Here is a 22,388-nt window from a genome sequence, read left to right on the forward strand (position 1 = left end):
CCGCTCCGCCACCACCGGAAAAGGGACACGCCATGGCAAGCTCGTTGACCGACCAGTTGTTCGAACAGCTCAGCGGTGCGCCGCTGCAGCAGATTTCCAGCCAGCTCGGCGTCGGCCAGGCGCAGGCCGCGGGCGCGGTCAGCGCCGCGCTGCCGCTGCTGCTGGGCGCGCTGGGCAGGAACGCCAGCCAGCCGCAGGGCGCGCAGGCGCTGTTCGGCGCGCTGCAGAACGATTTCGCCGGCGCCGACCTCGGCAACATCCTTGGCGCGGTGCTCGGCGGCGGCGGCGGCGCGTCGTCGCGCCAGACCAACGGTGCCGGCATCCTCGGCCACGTCTTCGGCGGCCAGCAGCCGCGCGCCGAGGCCAGCCTCGGCCAGGCCACGGGCCTGGGCAGCGACAAGGCCGGCCAGCTGATGAAGATCCTGGCGCCGATCGTGCTCGCGTTCCTGGCCAAGCAGATGTTCCAGAACAAGGGCGCCGGGGCGCCGGCGCAGCAGCAGGATCCAACCGCGCAGCTGCTCGGCTCGATCCTCGGCCGGGAGCAGCAGCAGGTGCGCCAGCAGGGCGGCATCGGCGGCGGCCTGCTCGGGGCGGTGCTGGACCAGGACGGCGATGGCCAGCTCGGCCTCGGCGACATCCTGAAGATCGGCGGCGGGCTGCTCGGGGGCAAGCGCTGAAGCAATCCCGCTAGCCGCGCACCGACTTGTCCGACACCGGCAGGAACACCATCGGCGGTGACCACGACGTCGTGGTCATCGGCGCAGGCGCCGCGGGCCTGATGTGCGCGATCGCCGCCGGCGCGCGCGGGCGCCGCGTGCGGGTGCTCGACCACGCCAACAAGGTCGGCAAGAAGATCCTGATGTCCGGCGGCGGGCGCTGCAACTTCACCAATACCGGCACCACGCCCGCGCAGTACCTGTCGGCGAACCCGCACTTCTGCAAGTCGGCGCTGGCCCGCTACACGCCGGCGGACTTCATCGCGATGGTCGAGGCGCATCGCATCGCCTGGCACGAAAAGGAACTCGGCCAGCTGTTCTGCGACGACTCCGCGAAGCAGATCGTGCGCATGCTGCTCGACGAAACCGCCGCGGTCGGCGCCGGCGTGCACACCCATTGCAGCATTGAAACGGTCGAACGCCTCGACGGCGGCGGCTTCCGCCTGCGCACCGGCCTCGGCACGATCGAATGCGCATCGCTGGTGGTCGCCACCGGCGGGCTGTCGATCCCGAGCATGGGCGCGTCCGGCTTCGGCTACGCGCTTGCGCGGCAGTTCGGACACGCGGTGCTGGCCACGCGCGCGGGGCTGGTGCCGCTGACCCTGAGCGGCAAGCACCAGGCGCGCCTGCAGGACCTGTCCGGCGTCGCCTTCGAGGTCGAGGCCCGCTGCAACGGCGCGGGTTTCCGCAATCGCATGCTCGTCACCCACCGCGGCATCAGCGGCCCGGCGATCCTGCAGGTCTCCTCCTACTGGCAGCCCGGCGACGACCTGCGGCTGGATCTGCTGCCCGACCGCGACATCCCGTCGTGGCTGGCGGTGCAGCAGCGCGAGCGCGGCGCGACCGAACTGCGCACCGTGCTGTCCGAGGCCCTGCCGCGACGCTTCGCACAGCGCCTGTGCGAGGTCTGGCTGCCGAGCCGGCCGCTGCGGCAGTACACGCCCGCACAGCTGCAACAGGTCGCCGATACGCTGCAGTCCTGGCCGCTGGTGGCCAGCGGCACCGAGGGCTACCGCACCGCGGAAGTCACGCTCGGCGGCGTCGACACCCACGAACTCTCGTCCAGCACGATGATGTCCAGACGCGTCCCGGGCCTGTACTTCATCGGCGAGGTGGTCGACGTCACCGGCTGGCTCGGCGGCTACAACTTCCAGTGGGCCTGGGCGTCGGGGCATGCCGCCGGGGAGGTCGCGTGACCTCGGCCGCGCCGTTCCCTATGGCCGCCTCGACCGTCGGTACGCAGCATAATCGATAGTTTTTATCTATTTCACCAAATATTTAATTCGATTTCACCTATCGACATCCACCGCGTATGGTGGCCAGAGCAACGTCCACCCGCCCAGCCCCAGGAGCGCCCGCCATGAGCAAGCCATCCGACAGCGAGAAGAAGTGCCCCGTCACCCACCTGACCACCGACTTCGGTGCGCCGGTGCCGGACAACCAGAACAGCCTCACCGCCGGCCCGCGCGGCCCGCTGCTGGCCCAGGACGTCTGGCTGCACGAGAAGCTCGGCAACTTCGTGCGCGAGGTGATCCCCGAGCGCCGCATGCACGCCAAGGGCTCGGGCGCCTTCGGCACCTTCACCGTCACCCACGACATCACCAAGTACACGCGCGCCGCGATCTTCTCCAAGGTCGGCAAGCAGACCGAGATGTTCGCCCGCTTCACCACCGTGGCCGGCGAGCGCGGCGCGGCCGACGCCGAGCGCGACATCCGCGGCTTCGCGCTGAAGTTCTACACCGAGGAAGGCAACTGGGACATGGTCGGCAACAACACGCCGGTCTTCTTCATCCGCGACCCGCGCAAGTTCCCCGACCTCAACAAGGCGGTCAAGCGCGACCCGCGCACCAACCTGCGCTCGGCCACCAACAACTGGGACTGGTGGACGCTGCTGCCCGAGGCCCTGCATCAGGTCACCATCGTGATGAGCGACCGCGGCATTCCGAAGTCCTACCGCCACATGCACGGCTTCGGCTCGCACACCTACAGCTTCTGGAACGAGGCCGGCGAGCGCTACTGGGTGAAGTTCCACTTCCGCACCCAGCAGGGCATCGAGAACCTGAGCGACGCCGAAGCGGCCGAAGCCGTCGGCAATGACCGCGAGACCCACCAGCGCGACCTGTACGACGCGATCGAGCGCGGCGACTTCCCGAAGTGGAAGATGTACGTGCAGATCATGCCCGAGACCGACGCGGAGAAGGTGCCCTACCACCCCTTCGACCTGACCAAGGTGTGGCCGAAGGGCGACTACCCGCTGATCGAGGTGGGCGAGTTCGAGCTCAACAAGAATCCCGAGAACTTCTTCGCCGACGTCGAGCAGAGCGCCTTCGCGCCGAGCAACCTGGTGCCGGGCATCGGCGCCTCGCCGGACAAGATGCTGCAGTCGCGCCTGTTCAACTACGCCGACGCGCAGCGCTACCGCCTGGGCACCAACTACCAGCAGATCCCGGTGAACAAGGCACGCTGCCCGGTCAACAGCAACCACCGCGACGGCATCGGCCGCGTCGACGGCAACTACGGCAGCCTGCCCCACTACGAGCCCAACAGCTTCAACCAGTGGCAGGAGCAGCCACAGTTCCGCGAGCCGCCGCTGAAGATCACCGGCGACGCCGACTGGTGGAACTTCCGCGACAACGACGACAACTACTACAAGCAACCCGGCGACCTGTTCCGCCTGATGGCCCCTGACAAGCAGCAGTTGCTGTTCGACAACACCGCCCGCGCCATGGGCGATGCGCCGGACTTCATCAAGCGTCGCCACGTCGAGAACTGCACCAAGGCCGACCCGGCCTACGGCGCGGGCGTGGAGGCGGCGCTGCGCAAGCTGGGCGCGTTCGCCGGCGAAGACTCGCCCAACAGCCTCGCCTGATCGACCCATCCCCTTGGGGGAAGATGCCGGAAGGACAGATGGGGCTGGTCTTGCGTCAGCCCCATTCAAGACGCCGTCGCAGCCTTGCGACGGCGTTTTGGTGAAAGGATTGGCGAGATTGCCACCCTCCCCCGCTTCACGGGTACTTTCCCCGGCTTGCGGGGGGAAGGAGCGCGGGTCAGGTTGCGTCGATGTCGCCCAGCGCGCGGATCAGCCTGCGCGCCCGCTTGTCCGGCTTCGTGTCCGGGGCGCGGTAGCCGTTGCGCTGCGCGCGGGCCAGTTCGCGCGCCGCCTCGCGCGCGGCGCGCGAGGCCTCCGGTTCGGCGTACAGCGCCTGCGCGACCGGCGCCGGCCCGCGCACGTCCGCCAGCCCCAGCACCTCGATGGCGAACACCTCGCCCGAACGCTCGATGCGCAGCGCATCGCCCACGCGCACCGCACGCGAGGCCTTGGCGCGCTGGCCGCCAACTTCGACCTTGCCGGTCTCGATGGCCTGCTTCGCCAGGGCGCGGGTCCGGTAGAAGCGCGCCGCCCACAACCACAGGTCGAGCCGGACGGTGCGCGCGGCGGCGTCATGCGGGATATTCACGGCGATGGATTGTAACGGGCCGCGTGAAGGGCCATGGCGAAGGCGCAGCGAGATCCGGGAACCGGACGCAGCAAGACATGAGGCGCGGAAAGACAGGAGCAACGGTCTGTCATTCCGAGCGCAGCGAGGAATCTGCCTCCGAAAACGTGGGAAACGGCAGAAGCAGATTCCTCACTGCGCTCGGAATGACCAGTCGTTTGAGGCTTGAAACGCCAGTCGCACGACCGCCCCGGCGCCACAAACGCAAACGGCCGCCCTGCGGCGGCCGTTGCGGATCGGAAGCGAAGCGCCCGCTTATTCGGCGGCTTCGGCGGCAGCCGCCGCGGCGGCCTTGGCCTTGGCGTGGGCCGACAGGTCTTCCTTGATGCGGGCCTTCTTGCCTTCCAGGCCGCGCAGGTAGTACAGCTTGCCGGCGCGGACCTTGCCGCGGCGCTTCACCTCGACCGAGTCGATCGTGGCGCTGTGGGTCTGGAACACGCGCTCGACGCCATAGCCGTGCGAGATCTTGCGCACGGTGAAGGCGGAGTTGAGGCCGGCGTTCTTCTTGCCGATGACCACGCCCTCGTAGGCCTGGACGCGCTCGCGGTTGCCTTCCTTGACCTTGACGTTGACGACGACGGTGTCGCCGGGGCCGAAGTCGGGAAGCTTGCGCTGCGCCTGTTCGGTCTCGAACTGCTGCAGCAGGGTGTTCAGGGACGGCTTGGTGGTCATGGCGGTATCTCGATGGAGCCTGTTGGATTAGTTGTAGGCGTGGTGCACGCGGACGCACGCTCTTGGCACTGCCTGCCTGCCAGTGGCAGGTCAGCCGCGCATTATAGCCGGAAAATCCGGCCCGGGGGCCAGGATTCAGCCCTCTCCCGGAGGGTCGTCCCCGGCCTGTCCGTCCAGCCAGTCCCGCTCGGCGGCCGTCAGCCCGGCCCCGGCCAGCAGGTCCGGGCGCCGCTGGCGGGTGCGCAGCAGCGACTGGCGCCGGCGCCAGCGGGCGATTTCGGCGTGGTTGCCCGACAGCAGCACCTCCGGGACGGCCCCCAGTGCGTGCTCCACCGGCCTGGTGTAGTGCGGGCAATCCAGCAGGCCGTCGGCCTCGAAGCTGTCCTGGACGGCAGATTCGGCGTCGTTCAGGGCGCCCTCCTGCAGCCGGGCGACGGCGTCCACGACCACCGCCGCGGCCAGCTCGCCACCCGACAGCACGTAGTCGCCGATCGACAGTTCCTCGTCGACCTCGGCCGCGACCAGCCGCTCGTCGACGCCCTCGTAGCGGCCGCAGAGCAGGATGATCCGCTCGCGCGTCGCCAGCTCGCGGACGACGGTCTGGGTCAGCGGGCGGCCCTGCGGGCTGAGGTAGACGACCTTCGCCGGCGCCGGATCGGCGGCGCGCGCAGCGCGGATCGCCGCGCGCAGCGGATCGATCAGCATCACCATGCCCGGCCCGCCGCCGAACGGACGGTCGTCGACCCGCCGGTAGTTGCCCTCGGCATGGTCGCGCGGGTTCCAGCCGTGGATCGACAGCAGCCCCCGCTCCTGCGCGCGCCCGACCACGCCGAAGCCGGCGCACTGGGCGACGAATTCGGGAAACAGGCTGATGAGGTCGATGCGCATGGGGTGATTCGTGATTCGTGATTCGTGATTCGTGATTGGAGGTCGCTGCTTTTCCAATCACGAATCACCAATCACCAATCACGGCTCCATCAGAAGTCCGCGTCCCAATCCACGGTGATGCAGCCGGCGTCGAAATCGACCGACACGATGTAGTCGGGCTCGAGGAAGGGCACCATCCGCTCGCGATCGCCGCGCGCCACCAGCACGTCGTTGGCGCCGGTGGAAAACAGGTGCGATACGGTGCCGAAGTCCGCGCCCACGGTGTTCACCACGCGCAGGCCTTCGAGGTCGACCCAGTAGTACTGGCCCGGTTTCGGCGGCGGCAGCGCGGAACGCGGCACGTGGATCTCGCCGCCTTTCAGCGCTTCCGCGGCGTCGCGGTCCTCGACGCCCGGCAGGCGCATCACGATGCCCTTGGCGGTGCTGCGCCCGCGCCCGCCCTCGAGCTCGCGCTCGACGCCCTGCGCGGTGCGCAGCGTCCACGGCCGGTAGCGGAAGATCGCCTCCGGCGGGTCGCTGAAGGATTCGAGCTTGAGTTCGCCGCGCACGCCGAACGCGCCGTGGATCCTGCCCATCAGGATGCGGCGCGTCGGGTCGTTCATGGCTGCGTTGGCCGCGCGGTCGCGCGGCCGGGCGTCAGGCGGCCGGGGCGGCGGCCTTGGCCGCTTCGCGGTACAGGTTGCGGACCTTGTCGGTCAGCTGCGCGCCCTTCGAGACCCAGTGGTCGACGCGGGCGGTATCCAGCACCACGCGCTGCTCGGCGCCTTGCGCGACCGGGTTGTAGTAACCCACGCGCTCGATGTTGCGGCCGTCGCGCGCGCTGCGCGAGTCGGTGACGATGATGTGGTAGAAGGGGCGCTTCTTCGCGCCGCCGCGGGTGAGGCGGATCTTGACCATGGTGCGTTCTCGGTGTTGCCCAGTCGCCAGGATGGCGAGGTAAGCCGGCTATTGTAAGCCATTGACCGGCCACGAGGAACCCCGTGGGAGCGCGCTTGCGCGCGATCGGGATTCCCGGATCCCTGTCGCGGCCAAGGCCGCTCCCACGAGGTCAGGCGCTAGCCAGCGGCTGCCAGCGGTGCGCGGCCAGCGCGGCCGCCAGACGCTCCATCAGGGCCGGATCAGGGCGCAGCGCCGTCTCGTCGATGCCCGAGATCGGCCAGATGCCGGTGGCATTGGCCGCGAACGCCGCCTTGAGGCCAGCCAGCGCCCGCGCCTCGACCGGCAGGTGCCGCTGCGCGACGCCGACCTCGGCCAGCCCGGCCTGCAGCAGCCGCTCCTGCGTGCCCCGCAGCGCCTCGGCCTGCGGCCAGACGACCTGCTGGCCGTCCCAGAAGCCGATGTTCCAGAGCGAGCCCTCGCTGATCCGGCCCCTGGCGTCGACGAACAGGGCGTCGTCGAAGCCGTCGCGGCGCGCCTGCCGCCGGTGCTGGAACAGCGGGAAGGTGCCGACGTGCTTCACCAGCGGCAGCGCGCGCTGGAAGGGACAGGTCTTGACCCAGGCCGGCTTGGGATCGGCCTCGCGCGGCGGGGTCGACGAAACCAGCACATCGACCGGCTGCGGGCGTTCGGGATGGGCATGATCGAACGCGCGCGAGTAGACGGTGACGCGCACGCTGGCGTCATCGACGCCTTCGCCATCGAGCGCGGCGAGGATGGCGGCGCGGATGCGCGCATCGTCCAGCGTCGTGTCGAACAGCTCGCGGGTTCCCGACTTCAACCGGTGCAGGTGCAGGTCGAGACCGCGCACCGCGCGCCCGCGCACCTGCATCGAGGTGAAGTGGCCGTAATTGGCCAGCGCCAGCGCGCGCAGGTCGTCGGCGGTGGCGGGCTGGCCGTCGAGGTAGGCGGAGCTCACTGGCGCAATCCGTGGTTGTCATCATCCCCGGACGCATCCCCTGCCGTCATTCCAGCGAAAGCTGGAATCCAGTTTCGCTTCGCGTAAAAGCCAAATGGATTCCAGCTTTCGCTGGAATGACGAGTGGGGGAACTGCTGGAACGGCGGGGGGAGGATCGACGACGACTCACCGGAACGGCATCCCGCCGCGCCCGCCCATCATCCCCTGCAGCCCGCGCATCATGCCCTTCATGCCGCCACGGGCCATCTTGCCCATCATCTTTTCCATCTGCTGGTACTGCTTCATCAGTTTGTTGACGTCGGACGGATGCGTGCCCGAGCCGGCGGCGATGCGCGCGCGGCGCGAGCCGTTGAGCAGGGCCGGGTTGCGCCGCTCCTTCTTCGTCATCGAGCCGATGATGGCGATCATGCGCGGCACTTCCCGGCTCTGCTGCACCTGCTGCTTGAGGTGCTCGGGCACCTGGCCCAGGCCCGGCAGCTTCTCCATCAGGCTGCCGATTCCGCCCATGTTCTGCATCTGCTCTAGCTGGTCGCGCATGTCGTTGAGGTCGAACTTCTTGCCCTTGGCGACCTTCTCGGCAAGCTTCTGCGCCTTGTCCTTGTCGACCTGCTGCTCGACCTGCTCGACCAGCGACAGCACGTCGCCCATGTCGAGGATGCGGCTGGCGACGCGGTCGGGGTGGAAGGTGTCGAGGCCGTCGGCCTTCTCGCTGGTGCCGATGAACTTGATCGGCTTGCCGGTGACGTAGCGCACGCTCAGCGCGGCGCCGCCGCGGGCGTCGCCGTCGGTCTTGGTCAGCACCACGCCGGTCAGCGGCAGCGCCTCGCCGAAGGCCTTGGCGGTATTGGCCGCGTCCTGGCCGGTCATCGAGTCGACCACGAACAGGGTTTCGACCGGATTCACCGCGGCGTGCAGCGCCTTGATCTCGGCCATCATCGCTTCGTCGATGGCGAGGCGGCCGGCGGTGTCGACGATCAGCACGTCGGCGAAGGATTTCCTCGCGTCGGCAATCGCGGCGCGGACGATATCCTCCGGCTTCTGCCCGGCTTCGGACGGGAAGAACAGTACGTCGACCTGCTGCGCCAGTGTCTTCAGCTGCTCGATCGCGGCCGGACGGTAGACGTCGGCGCTGACCACCATCACCTTCTTCCTGCGCTTGTCCTTGAGCAGCTTCGCCAGCTTGCCGACCGTGGTGGTCTTGCCCGCGCCCTGCAGGCCGGCCATCAGGATCACCGCCGGCGCCGGCACGTTGAGGTTCAGGTCGCTGGCCTGCGCGCCCATCACCGCGGTCAGCTCGTCGCGGACCACCTTGATCAGCGCCTGGCCCGGGGTCAGCGACTTCAGCACTTCCTGGCCGACGGCGCGGACCTTGATCCGCTCGACCAGGGCCTGCACCACCGGCAGCGCGACGTCGGCCTCGAGCAGCGCGATGCGGACCTCGCGGGTCGCCTCGCGGATGTTCTCCTCGGTCAGCCGCCCGCGGCCGCGGAGGCGGTCGATGGTGCCGGACAGGCGCTGGGTGAGCGATTCGAACATGGCGGGAACGTGGTGGAAAACGGCCCGCGATTATAGCGGGCGGGCGCCGGGCGCCCGCTGCCGGTGCCGCGCGGCGCACCCGCGGGCGCGGGCTTGTGCGACACTTTCCCGATGCCAATCGTTCTCATTGCCGCCTTCTTCTACCTGCTGGCCGGCTGGCTGGTGGTGCGCCGGATGCTGGTCGACGAGGGCGCCAAGGCCGGCTTCTGGCTGCTGACCGCGGTGAGCGCCGTGGCCCTGCACGGCCTCTTCCACGTCCTGGCCTGGCGCCAGGGCGCGGGCGTGGACCTGCACTTCTTCGCGGCGCTGTCGCTGGTCGGCCTGGGCATGGCGGCGCTGACGACGCTCTACGCCGCCAGCGGGCGCATGGGGGCGCTGGGCGTGGTGGTGTTCCCGATCGCGGCGGCGGCGCTGGTGGGCTATGCGGTGTCGGCCGGGCCCGCGACCCGCGACCTCGACTGGCGGCTGGAACTGCACGCCTGGCTGGCGCTGCTGGCGTACGCGACGCTTGCGGTGGCGGCCGTGCTCGCGATCATGCTCTGGCTGCAGGAGCGGGCGCTGCGCCGCCACGAATTCCGCGGCTGGGTGCGCGCCCTGCCGCCGCTGACCGAGCTGGAGACGCTGCTGTTCCGCACGATCGCGGTCGGCTTCGTCCTGCTCACCGCCACCCTGCTGACCGGCGTGCTGTTCGTGCAGGATTTCTTCGCCCAGCACCTGATGCACAAGACCGTGCTCAGCGTGCTGTCGTGGCTGGTGTTCGGCGCGCTGCTGTTCGGCCGCTGGCGCTACGGCTGGCGCGGCGGCAAGGCGGTGCGCTGGACGCTGACGGCGATGGCGCTGCTGGTGCTGGCCTTCTTCGGCAGCAAGTTCGTGCTGGAGCTGGTGCTGGGCCGCGCCTGAGCCGGGATCGGCGAGAATACGCGGCACCGATCGCGCCGCGACCTTCCCGCACCTGCACATGCCCTTCCACGACGACGCCAGCCGCCTCGCCTGCGCCGACCAGCACGCCTGGACGGCCGCGGCGATCCGCCGGATCGAGGCGGACTTCAACCGCTCCGCCGACACCCACCTGATCCCGCTGTCGCTGCCGGGCTTCCCCGGCATCGACGTCTACTTCAAGGACGAATCCAGCCACCCGACCGGCAGCCTCAAGCACCGGCTCGCGCGCTCGCTGTTCCTGTATTCGCTGGCGAACGGCTGGCTGCACGCCGGCAGCACGGTGGTGGAAGCGTCCAGCGGTTCGACCGCGGTGTCCGAAGCCTATTTCGCGCGGCTGCTGGGGCTGCCGTTCGTGGCGGTGATGCCGGCCTCGACCTCGCCGGAGAAGATCGCGGCCATCGAATTCCACGGCGGCCGCTGCCACCTGGTGCGCAACGCCTGCGACATCGGTGCGGCCTCCGTGCAGCTCGCGCTCGACAGCGGCGGGCATTTCATGGACCAGTTCACCTACGCCGAGCGCGCCACCGACTGGCGCGCCAACAACAACATCGCCGAATCGATCTTCCGGCAGATGGAGCAGGAACCGCATCCGGTCCCGGCATGGATCGTCTGCAGCGCCGGCACCGGCGGCACCAGCGCGACCATCGGCCGCTATGCGCGCTACCGGGGACTTGGCACGCGCGTGCTGTGCGCCGATCCCGAGCATTCGGCCTTCCACGGCCACTATGCCGCGCTCGCGCAGGGCCGGCCGTCACCGGACGCGGCGGCGCCCGCCTCGCGGATCGAAGGTATCGGCCGTCCCACCGCCGAGCGCAGCTTCATCCCCGGCTGCGTCGACGCGATGGTCAAGGTGCCCGACGCGCTCAGCCTGGCGGCGATGCGCGAGGTGAACCGGCGCCTCGGCCGGCGCGTCGGCGGCTCGACCGGCACCAACTTCGTCGGCGTGCTCCACGCTGCGCGCGCGATGCGCGAGCGCGGGGAACGCGGGTCGATCGTCACCATCCTCTGCGACGGCGGCGAGCGCTATGCGCACAGCTACTACAACCCGGCGTGGTATGCGGCGCAGGACATCGACGTCGAGGCGGTCGATCGCACCATCGCGCAGGCGATCGACGGCGACGGCGCGCTTCCCGACCTGCAGCCGGTGTCGCGGCACGGCCGCGGCTGAATCATCAGTCCGGCGCATGACGGCGATCGGGCGTGCGCCGCCTCGTTCTCATCGGGGCCGATCCTTCGCCGCTTGCGGCGTCATCGAGCGGATGACAGGCCAGGTCCGGTAAACGCTCGACGAAATCCGTTCGTCATCCGCGCGCTTTCGTCATCCCCGCGAAGTGCTTTACAACAGCCGAAGGCTGGTCAAGCGGGGATCCATTTTGCTTTGACGCAACGACGCTGGATCCCCGCCTTCGCGGGGATGACGACTTTTTTCAGACTTTTCTAATGCAGCACCAGCGGCACGGCGCCGAAGACGAGGCCCAGCACGACACCGCCCACCACTTCCGCCAGCGTATGCCGCGCCATCCGCAGCCTCGCCCAGCCGAGCAGCGGCAGCAGCATGAGCGCCACGACACCCGCGTCGCGCCACAGCGGCAGCAGCGCAACGCCCGCGAACGCGAGGCTCGCCATGTGCAGCGACAGCTTGATCCAGCGGTTGGCGATCCCGGCGGCGCACAGCATCGCCACCGCGGCGAGACTGCCGGTCGACGTCGCCGACGCGCGCCCGCCCATCCACCACCAGTAGCCGCCGGCCACCGCCAGCGCCAGCAGGTACAGCAGCGGTCGCTCCTGCCGGCGCGATGCGTCCACCGTCTGCCAGTGCCCGGCGCGACGGCGCTGCAGCACGAAGCCCCAGACAATCGCGACGGCAATGCCGATGCCGACGGCGGTGCGCGCCAGGCTGGCGGGATCCAGCCGCAGCGCCGCCAGCAGTGCCAGCGCGACGAAGACCGCGAACGGATGCAGCAGCACCGACACCGCGCGCGCGAACCGCCAGCACCCGTTCGATTCCGGCTGCGCGCTCACGCCTGTTCCAGCGCGTCCGCGAGGCGCTCGGCCGCGACGATCTCCATGCCCTTGTAGCTCCCCGCCTTCGGCGCATTCGCCTTCGGCACGATGGCGCGCTTGAAACCGTGGGTCGCAGCCTCCTTCAACCGCTCCTCGCCATTGGGCACGGGACGGATCTCGCCGGACAGGCCAACCTCGCCGAAGGCGATGGTCTTGTCCGGCAGCGGCGTGTCGCGCAGCGAGGACAGCACCGCCAGCAGCACCGGCAGGTCGGCCGCGGTTTCCTGCACGCGGATGCCGCCGACGACGTTGACGAACACGTCCTGGTCGCCGGTGACGATGCCGCCGTGCCGGTGCAGCACCGCCAGCAGCATCGCCAGGCGATTGCCTTCCAGGCCCACCGCCACGCGGCGCGGGTTCGACAGCGGCGAGGCGTCGACCAGCGCCTGCACCTCCACCAGCAGCGGGCGCGTGCCTTCGCGCGTGACCATCACGCAGCTGCCCGGCTGCCGCGTGCTGCCGCCGGAGAGGAAGATCGCCGACGGATTCGGCACTTCGCGCAGGCCACGATCGCCCATCGCGAACACGCCCAGCTCGTTGACCGCGCCGAAGCGGTTCTTGAACGCGCGCAGCACGCGGAAGCGGCTGCCCGAATCGCCCTCGAAGTAGAGCACCGCATCGACCATGTGCTCGAGCACGCGCGGACCGGCGATGCCGCCTTCCTTGGTGACGTGCCCGACCAGGAACACCGCGGTGCCGGTTTCCTTGGCATAGCGCACCAGCCGCGCCGCGCTCTCGCGCACCTGGCTGACCGAACCCGGCGCGGCGGTCAGCGAGTCGGTCCACAGCGTCTGCACCGAGTCGGCGACGATGATCCTCGGCCGCAGCTGCGAGGCCTGTTCGAGGATGCGCTCGATGCCGGTTTCCGCGAGCGCGTTCAGGCCCTCGAGCGGCAGACCGAGGCGCGACGCGCGTCCCGCGACCTGCGCCAGCGATTCCTCGCCGGTGACGTACAGGCCCGGCAGGTTCGACGCCATCGCCGCGACCGCCTGCAGCAGCAGGGTCGACTTGCCGATCCCCGGATCGCCGCCGACCAGCACCACCGCGCCTTCCACCAGCCCGCCGCCGAGCACGCGGTCGAACTCGCCGATGCCGGTGCTCACGCGCACGTCCCCGCCCTGCTGCACGTCCTTGAGCGCGGTGACCTTCGGCGGATCGACCTTGCCGGCCCAGCCGCTGCGCCGCGATGCCGGCGACTTCGCCGCGACGGCGCTTTCGAGCACGATCTCCGACAGCGTGTCCCATGCGCCGCAGGCGCCGCACTGGCCCTGCCATTTGCTGAAGTCCGCGCCGCATTCGCTGCAGACGTACGCCGTGCGTGCCTTCGCCATCGATCCGACCGTCTCCCGACCAGCCGCTACTCTAGCCGCGCCGCGTCTCCGCCGGCGAGACGACGGTCGCCGGACGGCCATGTCCGGCCCGTACAATCGATCGCACCGTCTGCCCGGACCGGCGATCCTCCCCATGCGCATGCTGCTGCCGATGCTGCTGCTCGTCGCCTGCGCCAGCCGGCCCGGACCGCCGCCCGACGCACCCAGATCCGCCATGCCGCCAGAGGCCCGTCCGATGATCATCGCCCACCGCGGCGCCAGCGCGCTGCTGCCCGAGCACACGCTGGCCGCCTACCGAAGGGCGATCGAGGACGGCGCGGACGCCATCGAACCCGATCTCGTCAGCACCCGGGACGGCGTGCTGGTGTCGCGCCACGAGAACGAGATCGGCGGCACCACCGACGTCGCCGAGCGGCCCGAGTTCGCCGACCGCAGGACGCGCAAGCGCATCGATGGGGAACCGGTGGAAGGCTGGTTCACCGAAGACTTCACCCTCGCCGAGCTGAAGTCGCTGCGCGCGCGCGAGCGCCTGCCGGAACTGCGCTCGACCGCGCACGACGGACGGTTCGAGATCGCGACGCTGGACGAGATCATCGCGCTCGCGGCCGACGCATCCGACGCGCGCGGCCGCGCGCTGGCGCTGGTGCCCGAACTCAAGCATCCCACCTATTTCGCGTCGATCGGTCTGGCGATGGAGGACAGGCTGCTGGCGACGCTGGCCGCGCATCCCTACACCCGCCGCGCGCCCGTCCTCATCCAGTCGTTCGAGACCGGCAACCTGCGCGAACTGCGCGGGAAGATCGGCGACGCGCCCAACATCCGGCTGCTGCAACTGCTCGAACGGCCGTCGAAGCAGCCCTACGACCTCGCCGCCAGCGGGCACGCGACCACCTACGGCGAGATGCTGCGGCCGGAAGGCCTGCGCACGATCGCCACCTATGCCGACGGCGTCGGTCCGCCGATCGCGTCGCTGCGCCTGTACGCGACCGCCGACGGCCACCGCAGCGCCCTCGTCGACGATGCCCATGCCGCCGGGCTGCAGGTCATGCCCTGGACCTTCCGGCCCGAGAACGCGTTCCTGCCGCGCCGATACCGCGCCGGAAGCCGCGGCGCCCGCAACGAAACCGGTTCGATCCGACAGCTCCGCGACCATGTCGAAGCCGGCATCGACGGCCTGTTCGCCGACGATCCCGCCCTCGCCCGCCGCGCGCTCGATGCCGGGCCCTAGGTCGTGGCGGCGGGATCGTCGCGTTCCTGCCTGATCTGCCCGGCGATGTTGTCGGCCGCGATCCGGTGCTGCAGGGACTTGCACATCTCGACGCCCGCCGCGGTCAGGCACAGCCCGTCTTCGCCCTCTTCCACGAGGGCGCTGTCCAGCAGGCGCTGCCGGATCGCGGAATCGTCGGGGGCGGGCTCGTCGCCCTGGAAAATCCTCTGCAGGACCGCGAGCAGCGCCAGGTCCTCCAGCGGGATCGGTTCCATCGTCGGGTCTCGGCAGGAAGGGATGGTGCCGGAAACAGGAGTCGAACCTGCGACCTACGCATTACGAATGCGCCGCTCTACCAACTGAGCTATTCCGGCGATGACCGTCCGCGATTGCGCGGCGTGCAGCGCCCGCACGGGGCGTGAATTCTAGGTTCCGCAGGGGCCGGGGTCAATCGACCAGCTGCAGCCGCAGCTCCTTCGGCAGCGCGAACACCATGCTCTCGGGCTCGCCGTGCAGCTCGCGCACGCCGCCGGCGCCCAGTTCGTGCAGCCGCGCCAGCACGCCCTGCACCAGCACGTCCGGCGCCGAGGCGCCCGCGGTGACGCCGATATGGCGGCGGCCGACGATCCATTCCGGGTCGATCTCCGCCGCGCCGTCGATCAGGTAGGCCTCGACCCCGTCGCGCTCGGCCAGTTCGCGCAGGCGGTTGGAGTTGGAGCTGTTCGGCGAACCGACCACCAGCACCAGGTCGCACTGCTGGGCGAGCTCGCGCACGGCGTCCTGGCGGTTCTGGGTGGCGTAGCAGATGTCGTCGTTCTTCGGCCCCTGCATCTCGGGGAAGCGCGCCTTCAGCGCCGCGATGATGTCGCGCGTGTCGTCGACCGACAGCGTGGTCTGGGTGGTGTAGGCCATGTTGGCGGGCTGCCCGGGCGCGAGGTAGGCCACGTCCTCGAGGTCCTCGACCAGGTAGATCTGCCCGGCCCCGGACTCGGCCTTCCACTGCCCCATCGTGCCCTCGACCTCGGGATGCCCGGCGTGCCCGATCAGCACCACGTCGCGGCCGGCGCGGCAGTGGCGCGCGACCTCGAAATGCACCTTGGTCACCAGCGGACAGGTCGCGTCGAACACTTTCAGCCCGCGCCGGTCCGCCTCCTCGCGCACGGCCTGCGAGACGCCGTGGGCGCTGAAGATCACGGTGTTGCCGTCGGGCACCTCGTCGAGCTCCTCGACGAAGATCGCGCCGCGGCGCTTGAGGTCCTCGACCACGAAGCGGTTGTGCACGACCTCGTGGCGTACGTAGATCGGCGCGCCCAGCGTCTCGAGCGCGCGCTTGACGATCTCGATCGCGCGGTCGACGCCGGCGCAGAAGCCGCGGGGGTTGGCGAGGACGATGTCCATTGGCCGCTAGTTTACCGAAGCCGGGGCGGCGCCGGCCCTGCGGGAACGGTTCCAGCCGCGACCGGAGCGTTCCACGGATCGCGCTGGTCGCGGCCGAAGCCGCGCCTACGGGGGGGCGGGCCTGTCCCGCCTGCCCGGGAACAGGCCGAACAGGGCGATGCCGATCGCGCCGCCGACCACGGCGCAGTCGGCGATGTTGAACGCCGGCCAGTAGTGGTCGCGCCAATGCCACTGGATGAAGTCCACGACGTGGCCGTGGACCTGCCGGTCGATGATGTTGCCCAGCGCGCCGCCGATCACCAGCGCGAACGGCAGCGCGGTGCGCCAGTCGCCGCGCGGCGTCTTCGACAGCCACACGGCCAGCAGGCCGCTGATGCCGATGCCGAGCACGGTGAAGAACCATTTCTGCCAGCCGCCGCCGCCGGCGAGGAAGCTGAATGCCGCGCCGGTGTTGTAGGTGCGGTACCAGTTCCAGAAGCCCTCGATCACCGGGACCGGGGTGTATTCGGGCAGGCTGGTCAGCACCCACCACTTGGTCAACTGGTCGAGGACGATGACGATGGCCGAGAGGAGCAGCCAGATCAGGGCGTTGGGCTTCGGAGTGGCAGTCATGATTCGACGCTCACGTCATCCCCGCGAAAGCGGGAATGACGTTGGAAAGTTGATGGCGGGCGGACGCGGTCAGAACCACTGCCGATCCTCGCCCGGGCCTTCGACGTTGGACACGCAGCGCCCGCACAGCTGCGGGTGTTCCGCATGGCTGCCGACGTCGGCGCGGTGGTGCCAGCAGCGCACGCACTTGGCCTTCTTCGTCGGCGCGGCAACGATGCGTGATTCCTCGCCCGCGAACGGCACAACGGTGACGTCGCCGCTGATCAGCAGGAAGCGCAGTTCGTCCACCAGCGGCGCGACCCGGATCTGGTCGGCGGTGCCGGCGTGCAGTTCGATCTCCGCCTCCAGCGCCGCGCCGATCTCGCCGCTGGCGCGCATCGGCTCCAGCACCTTGGCCACCTGCTCGCGCAGCGCCAGCAGGCGGTCGAAGTCGTGCGCGGACAGCGGCGCGTCGGCCGGCAGCGGCGCCAGGCCCTCGTACCAGGTCTCGAACAGCACGTTGGCCTTGCGCTCGCCCGGCAGGTAGCCCCACAGCTCGTCGGCGGTGAAGCTCAGCACCGGCGCGATCCAGCGCACGAAGGCCTCGCTGATGCGGTACATCGCGCCCTGCGCGCTGCGCCGCCCGCGCGAGTCCTCGCGCATCGTGTACAGGCGGTCCTTGGTCACGTCGAGGTAGAGCGAGCCGAGGTCGACGCTGCAGAAGTTCAGCAGCGCCTGCACGATCTCGGCGAAGTCGTAGCGATCGAAGGCGGCCTTGATCTTCTCCTGCACTTCCCAGGCACGGTGCACGATCCAGCGGTCGAGCGCGACCATGTCCTCCAGCGTGACCAGGTGCACGGCCGGGTCGAAGCCATGCAGGTTGCCGAGCAGGAAGCGCGCGGTGTTGCGGATGCGGCGGTAGGCGTCGGCGTTGCGCTTGAGGATCTCCTGCGACAGCGACATCTCGTTGCTGTAGTCGGCCGAGGCGATCCACAGGCGCAGGATGTCCGCGCCCAGCGTCTTCATGATGTCCTGCGGCTCGATGCCGTTGCCGAGCGACTTCGACATCTTGCGGCCGTGCTCGTCGACGGTGAAGCCGTGGGTCAGGCACTGCCGGTAGGGCGCGGCCCGGTCGATGGCGACGCCGGTGAGCAGCGAGGACTGGAACCAGCCGCGATGCTGGTCGGAGCCTTCGAGGTAGAGGTCGGCCGGCTTGCCGAGGCCGCGTTCGAGCAGCACGCCCTCGTGGGTGACGCCGGAGTCGAACCAGACGTCGAGGATGTCGGTGATCCTGTCGTAGTCCTTCGCCTCGTCGCCGAGCAGTTCGGCGGCATCGAGCGTGTACCACACGTCGACGCCCTCCTGCTCGACGCGATCGGCCACCGCGCGCATCAGCTCGGTGCTGCGCGGATGCGGATCGCCGGTCTCGCGGTGCACGAACAGCGCGATCGGCACGCCCCAGGTGCGCTGGCGCGAGATGGTCCAGTCCGGGCGGCCCTCGACCATGCCGGCGATGCGCGCCTTGCCCCATTCCGGATACCAGCGCACGGTGTCGATGGCGGCCAGCGCGTCGGCGCGCAGGTTCGCCTGCTCCATCGAGATGAACCACTGCGGCGTGGCGCGGAACGCGATCGGGGTCTTGTGGCGCCAGCAGTGCGGGTAGCTGTGCTCGAGCCGGCTGAAGGCGAGCAGCGTGCCGTCGTTGCGCAGCACATCGACGATGACGTCGTTGGCCTTCCAGATGTGCTGGCCGGCCAGTTCCACGCCGTGCGCGGCCGGCGTCGACGGCAGGTACACGCCGCGGCCGTCGACCGGATTGATCTGCGCGGCGGTGTAGCGGTCGATCAGGTCGTACTTCTTCGCGACCGCATAGTCCTCCTGGCCGTGGCCGGGCGCGGTATGCACGGCGCCGGTGCCGTCCTCGGCCGAGACGTGGTCGCCGAGCAGGACCGGGATGTCGCGTTCGTCGTAGAACGGGTGCGCGAACAGCATGCCCTCGAGTTTCTCGCCGCTGGCGCGGCCGAGCACGACCTGATCCTCGACGCCGTAGCGCTCGAGCGCGCGCGCCGCCAGCGCATCTGCCAGCACCAGCCAACGGCGCTTGCCCTCGCGCGGCGGGCCTTCGACCAGGGCGTACTCGAGTTCGGCGCCGAGCGAGATCGCGAGCGAGGCCGGCAGCGTCCACGGCGTGGTGGTCCAGATCGGCAGCGCGACCTCGACGTCCTCCGGCACCTCGACGCCGAACGCGCGCGCCACCGCCTGCGGGCTACGCGCGGCATAGGCCACGTCGACCGCGGGCGAGACCTTGTCGGCGTACTCGATCTCGGCCTCGGCCAGCGCCGAGCCGCAGTCGAAGCACCAGTGCACCGGTTTCACGCCGCGGGTGAGGTGGCCGTTGTCGACGATCTTCGCCAGCGCGCGGATCTCGTTGGCCTCGAAGCGGAAATCGAGCGTCAGGTAGGGATCGTCCCAGTCGCCGATCACGCCCAGGCGCTTGAAGTCCTTGCGCTGCAGCTCGATCTGCGAGAGCGCGTATTCGCGGCACTTCTGCCGGAACTGCGCCGCGTCGAGCTTGACGCCGACCTTGCCGTACTTCTTCTCGATTGCGATCTCGATCGGCAGGCCGTGGCAGTCCCAGCCCGGGACGTAGGGCGCATCGAAGCCGGCGAGGTATCGCGACTTGACGATGATGTCCTTGAGGATCTTGTTGACCGCGTGGCCGAGGTGGATCGCGCCGTTCGCGTAGGGCGGGCCGTCGTGCAGCACGAACAGGGGCCGGCCCTTCGCGTTCTCGCGCAGTTGCGCGTAGAGGTTGTCGCGCTCCCAGCGCTCGAGCGTGCCCGGCTCGCGCTTCGGCAGGTCGCCGCGCATCGGGAACCCGGTCTCCGGCAGCAGGATCGTGGATTTGTAGCGCTGGTTGTCGTTGCTGTCGGTCACGCAGTGGCCCGCCGTGGGGTGTGCTGTTGGAGGATGCGACGCGCCTCGCCGGCATCGCGATGCATCTGCGCGACCAGGGTCGGCAGGTCCGGGAATTTCTCCTCGTCGCGCAGGCGCGCGACGAACTCGACTTCGATCCGGCGCCCGTACAGGTCGCCATCGAAATCGAACAGGTGCGCCTCGAGCAGCGGCTCGACGCCGCCGACCGTGGGTCGCGTGCCGAAGCTCGACACCGACGGCCACGGGGCATCGCCGATGCCATGCACGCGAGTCGCGTAGATCCCGCGCAGCGCCGGCACCTTGCCGCCGAAGCGCAGGTTGGCGGTCGGATAGCCGAGCGTGCGGCCGAGCTGCTGCCCGCGCACCACGCGCCCGGACACCGCATACGGCTTGCCGAGCAGGCGCGCGGCGGCGTCGAAATCGCCGTCCACCAGCGCCTGGCGGATGCGCGTGCTCGACACGCGCTCGCCGCCCTGCAGCAGCGGCTCGATCTCGCCGGCGGCGAAACCGTGGCGTTCGCCTTCGCGATGCAGGGTGTGGATGTCGCCGGCGCGCCTGTGGCCGAAGCGGAACTCCGGCCCGACCCAGACCTCTCGCGCCCACAGCCGCTGCGCCAGCACCGCCTCGACGAACGCCTCCGCCGGCATCGCCGACAGCTTCGCGTCGAAGCGCAGCAGGCCGACGACGTCGGCGCCGAGCCCGCGCAGGCCCTCGATCTTCGCCCGCGCCAGACTCAGCCGCGGCGGCGGCGCATCCTTGGCGAAGAACTCGCGCGGCAGCGGCTCGAAGCTCAGCGCCACTGCATCGACCCCGAGCGCACGAGCGCGCGCGACCGCGTGGCGCACCAGTGCGCGATGGCCGAGGTGGAGGCCGTCGAACGCGCCGATGCAGACCACACTGCCGTTGGGGCACAGCGGCCCGCCGTCGACGTCGCGAAACAGCCTGCTCATGGGAACCGTGGAGTATAGCGGGGCCCAGGCCTGCGCCGCTGCACGATCGACCGTGGGAGCGGCTTCAGCCGCGATGCCTTCCCGCAGCGGGCCCGGCATCGCGACCAAGGTCGCTCCCACAGGCAGAGGCGCCGCTCAATGGCGCAGATCGCGCGGCCGGATGCCCTGCGCCCACAGCGCGACCGCATACACGACGCCGCCCAGGCCGACCACCACCGCCAGCTTCCACGCGCGCTCGCTCCAGTGCCACGCCGTCCAGCCGTCCCAGGCCCACAGCAGCGCCGCGACGGCGAGCGTCATCGCCGCACTCGCGACCCCCAACTGGCGCAGGAACCGCGGCCAGCCCGGCTCGCCGCGGAACACGCCCGCGCGGCGCAGGTACCACCACAGCTGCAGCGCATTGGTCCAGCCGGCGGCCGCCGTCGCCAGGGCCAGACAGGCGTGTGCCCCCGGCAGGGCCTTCAGCGCGGCGCGAATGTCGCCCTCGCCCGCCGCCCAGGCCGTCCGGCCGGCGTCGGTCAGGGCCAGCACCAGCGCGAGAAACAACAGGGTCGCGACGATATTGGCGGCCACCGCAACCAGTCCCGCCTTCACCGGCGTCTTCGTGTCCTGGCGCGAATAGAACGCCGGCGCCAGCACCTTCACCAGCAGGAACGCCGGCAGCGCGGTGGCCAGCGCGAGCACGGTCAGCTGCGCCATCCGGGTGTCGTGCGCGGTGAAACGCCCGTGCTGGAACAGGGTCGCGACCAGCGCCTCGGCGCACAGCATCAGCCCCAGGCAGGCCGGCACCGCGATCATCAGGCACAGCCGGAATCCCCAGTCCAGCGCCTTCGAATAGCCGTCCGGATCGGCCGCGGCGTGGCGGCTGGACAGGTGCGGCAGGATCACCGCGCCGATGGCGACGCCGAACATGCCCAGCGGGAATTCGAGCAGGCGGTCGCCCAGGTACAGCCAGGTCACGCTGCCGCCGACCAGCATCGACGCCACCACCGTGTTCAGCAGCAGGTTCAGCTGCGCCACCGACGAGCCGAACAGCGTCGGCACCATCAGCCGCATCACCCGGCGCACGCCCTCGTGCGCGGCACCCCAGCGCGGCCGCGGCAGCAGCCCGAGGCGGGCCAGCGACGGCAGGTGGAACGCCAGCTGCAGGACGCCGGCCGCCAGCACGCCCCAGGCCAGGGCCATCACCGGTTCGCGCATCCTCGGCGCCAGCGCCAGCGCGGCGGTGATCATCGCGATGTTCAGCAGCACCGGCGACAGCGCCGGCACCGCGAACCGCCGGTAGCTGTTGAGCACGCCGCCGGCCATCGACGCCATCGAGATGAACAGCAGGTAGGGGAAGGTGATCCGCAGCATCTCCGCCGCCAGCCGGCCCTGCTCGCCGCCGGCGTCGAAGCCCGGCGCGAACACCCGGATCACCCAGGGCGCGGCCAGTACCGCCAGCGCCGTCACCACCAGCAGCGCCGCCAGCAGCGTCCCGGCGACGCGGTCGACCAGCGCCTTGACCGCGGCGTGGTCGCGCGTCTCCCGGTACTCGGACAGCACCGGCACGAAGGCCATCGAGAACGAGCCCTCGGCCGACAGCCGGCGCAGGAAGTTGGGGATGCGGAAGGCCACCAGGAAGGCATCCATCGCCGGATTGGCGCCGAACACCCCGGCGTAGACCTGGTCGCGGACCAGCCCGGAAATCCGGGAAATGAAGGTCATCGCGCTGAACACCGCGGTCGAGCGCAGCAGGCCGGCGCGGCGGGCGGGCGGGACCTGTCCCTGGCCGGGCGGGACGGTCGGATCCGGCTCGCTCACCGC

21 protein-coding genes and 1 tRNA gene are annotated in these 22,388 nt (G+C 70.2%); 6 read left to right on the forward strand and 16 right to left on the reverse strand.

The features are described 5' to 3' along the window. Window positions 1–32 precede the first annotated feature (32 nt). From FQY83_RS09330 to FQY83_RS09340, 3 genes are all read left to right on the forward strand, one after another. A complete protein-coding gene (locus FQY83_RS09330) occupies window positions 33–677 on the forward strand; it encodes a DUF937 domain-containing protein (RefSeq protein WP_146387333.1) in 645 nt (214 codons plus the stop codon). 101 nt (window positions 678–778) lie between these two features. Next, the gene (locus FQY83_RS09335; protein ID WP_146388115.1) at window positions 779–1,912 is read left to right on the forward strand and encodes a BaiN/RdsA family NAD(P)/FAD-dependent oxidoreductase; all 1,134 of its coding nucleotides are present in this window, start codon (window positions 779–781) and stop codon (window positions 1,910–1,912) included. A 164-nt stretch (window positions 1,913–2,076) separates the two neighbouring features. Beyond that, window positions 2,077–3,585 (forward strand): catalase, encoded by a 1,509-nt coding sequence (locus FQY83_RS09340; protein WP_146387335.1) that lies wholly within the window; start codon window positions 2,077–2,079, stop codon window positions 3,583–3,585. A gap of 178 nt (window positions 3,586–3,763) precedes the next feature. Here FQY83_RS09340 and FQY83_RS09345 read toward each other — a convergent pair whose 3' ends face one another. From FQY83_RS09345 to ffh, 7 genes are all read right to left on the reverse strand, one after another. Then, a complete protein-coding gene (locus tag FQY83_RS09345) occupies window positions 3,764–4,174 on the reverse strand; it encodes an RNA-binding S4 domain-containing protein (RefSeq protein WP_146387337.1) in 411 nt (136 codons plus the stop codon). A gap of 294 nt (window positions 4,175–4,468) precedes the next feature. Then, entirely contained in the window at window positions 4,469–4,885 is a 417-nt protein-coding gene (rplS, locus tag FQY83_RS09350; RefSeq protein ID WP_146387339.1) for a 50S ribosomal protein L19, read from the reverse strand. Window positions 4,886–5,020: 135 nt separating this feature from the next. Further along, on the reverse strand, window positions 5,021–5,773 hold the full coding sequence (gene trmD / locus FQY83_RS09355; RefSeq protein ID WP_146387341.1) for a tRNA (guanosine(37)-N1)-methyltransferase TrmD: 753 nt from the start codon (window positions 5,771–5,773) through the stop codon (window positions 5,021–5,023). Between the two features lie 89 nt (window positions 5,774–5,862). Next, window positions 5,863–6,375 (reverse strand): ribosome maturation factor RimM, encoded by a 513-nt coding sequence (gene rimM / locus FQY83_RS09360; protein ID WP_146387343.1) that lies wholly within the window; start codon window positions 6,373–6,375, stop codon window positions 5,863–5,865. A gap of 34 nt (window positions 6,376–6,409) precedes the next feature. Then, entirely contained in the window at window positions 6,410–6,670 is a 261-nt protein-coding gene (gene rpsP / locus FQY83_RS09365; RefSeq protein WP_146387345.1) for a 30S ribosomal protein S16, read from the reverse strand. Window positions 6,671–6,821: 151 nt separating this feature from the next. Continuing rightward, complete coding sequence (locus tag FQY83_RS09370; RefSeq protein ID WP_146387347.1) at window positions 6,822–7,628, reverse strand: aminotransferase class IV; 807 nt, start codon at window positions 7,626–7,628, stop codon at window positions 6,822–6,824. A 166-nt stretch (window positions 7,629–7,794) separates the two neighbouring features. Continuing rightward, entirely contained in the window at window positions 7,795–9,165 is a 1,371-nt protein-coding gene (gene ffh / locus FQY83_RS09375; RefSeq protein ID WP_146387349.1) for a signal recognition particle protein, read from the reverse strand. A 111-nt stretch (window positions 9,166–9,276) separates the two neighbouring features. On the opposite strand from ffh, the gene FQY83_RS09380 reads away from it, so the two are divergent. Both FQY83_RS09380 and FQY83_RS09385 read left to right on the forward strand, forming a co-directional pair. Continuing rightward, window positions 9,277–10,065 carry a cytochrome C assembly family protein gene (locus FQY83_RS09380; RefSeq protein ID WP_146387351.1) on the forward strand — a complete coding sequence of 263 codons (789 nt, stop codon included), beginning with the start codon at window positions 9,277–9,279 and terminating at the stop codon, window positions 10,063–10,065. A 58-nt stretch (window positions 10,066–10,123) separates the two neighbouring features. Next, window positions 10,124–11,272 (forward strand): PLP-dependent cysteine synthase family protein, encoded by a 1,149-nt coding sequence (locus tag FQY83_RS09385; RefSeq protein WP_146387353.1) that lies wholly within the window; start codon window positions 10,124–10,126, stop codon window positions 11,270–11,272. A 269-nt stretch (window positions 11,273–11,541) separates the two neighbouring features. Here the strand turns inward: FQY83_RS09385 and FQY83_RS09390 are convergent, their stop codons facing one another. Next, window positions 11,542–12,126, reverse strand: coding sequence for a hypothetical protein (locus tag FQY83_RS09390; protein WP_146387355.1), 585 nt, complete (start codon window positions 12,124–12,126; stop codon window positions 11,542–11,544). Then, a complete protein-coding gene (gene radA, locus FQY83_RS09395; RefSeq protein WP_146387357.1) occupies window positions 12,123–13,499 on the reverse strand; it encodes a DNA repair protein RadA in 1,377 nt (458 codons plus the stop codon). The genes FQY83_RS09390 and radA overlap by 4 nt, the downstream gene beginning before the upstream one ends. A gap of 139 nt (window positions 13,500–13,638) precedes the next feature. Here radA and FQY83_RS09400 point away from each other — a divergent pair, with 139 nt between their 5' ends. Further along, window positions 13,639–14,727: a glycerophosphodiester phosphodiesterase gene (locus FQY83_RS09400; protein ID WP_146388116.1), complete on the forward strand. Its 1,089-nt coding sequence runs from the start codon at window positions 13,639–13,641 to the stop codon at window positions 14,725–14,727. Here the strand turns inward: FQY83_RS09400 and FQY83_RS09405 are convergent. The 7 genes from FQY83_RS09405 to murJ form a co-directional block, all read right to left on the reverse strand. Further along, the gene (locus FQY83_RS09405; protein WP_146387359.1) at window positions 14,724–14,981 is read right to left on the reverse strand and encodes a hypothetical protein; all 258 of its coding nucleotides are present in this window, start codon (window positions 14,979–14,981) and stop codon (window positions 14,724–14,726) included. The two genes, FQY83_RS09400 and FQY83_RS09405, sit on opposite strands and share 4 nt — an antisense overlap. A 23-nt stretch (window positions 14,982–15,004) precedes the next feature. Further along, window positions 15,005–15,080 (reverse strand) — tRNA-Thr (locus tag FQY83_RS09410). Window positions 15,081–15,153: 73 nt separating this feature from the next. Then, the gene (ispH, locus tag FQY83_RS09415; protein ID WP_146387362.1) at window positions 15,154–16,104 is read right to left on the reverse strand and encodes a 4-hydroxy-3-methylbut-2-enyl diphosphate reductase; all 951 of its coding nucleotides are present in this window, start codon (window positions 16,102–16,104) and stop codon (window positions 15,154–15,156) included. Window positions 16,105–16,209: 105 nt separating this feature from the next. Further along, entirely contained in the window at window positions 16,210–16,716 is a 507-nt protein-coding gene (lspA, locus tag FQY83_RS09420; protein ID WP_146387364.1) for a signal peptidase II, read from the reverse strand. A gap of 69 nt (window positions 16,717–16,785) precedes the next feature. Next, window positions 16,786–19,566 carry an isoleucine--tRNA ligase gene (gene ileS, locus FQY83_RS09425; RefSeq protein ID WP_238333473.1) on the reverse strand — a complete coding sequence of 927 codons (2,781 nt, stop codon included), beginning with the start codon at window positions 19,564–19,566 and terminating at the stop codon, window positions 16,786–16,788. Between the two features lie 62 nt (window positions 19,567–19,628). Beyond that, window positions 19,629–20,582, reverse strand: coding sequence for a bifunctional riboflavin kinase/FAD synthetase (locus tag FQY83_RS09430; RefSeq protein WP_146387368.1), 954 nt, complete (start codon window positions 20,580–20,582; stop codon window positions 19,629–19,631). Window positions 20,583–20,717: 135 nt separating this feature from the next. After that, on the reverse strand, window positions 20,718–22,319 hold the full coding sequence (murJ, locus tag FQY83_RS09435) for a murein biosynthesis integral membrane protein MurJ (RefSeq protein WP_272952459.1): 1,602 nt from the start codon (window positions 22,317–22,319) through the stop codon (window positions 20,718–20,720). Window positions 22,320–22,388 lie beyond the last annotated feature (69 nt).

The sequence above is a fragment of the Luteimonas marina genome (assembly GCF_007859325.1).
In the GTDB taxonomy this organism is placed as follows: domain Bacteria; phylum Pseudomonadota; class Gammaproteobacteria; order Xanthomonadales; family Xanthomonadaceae; genus Luteimonas; species Luteimonas marina.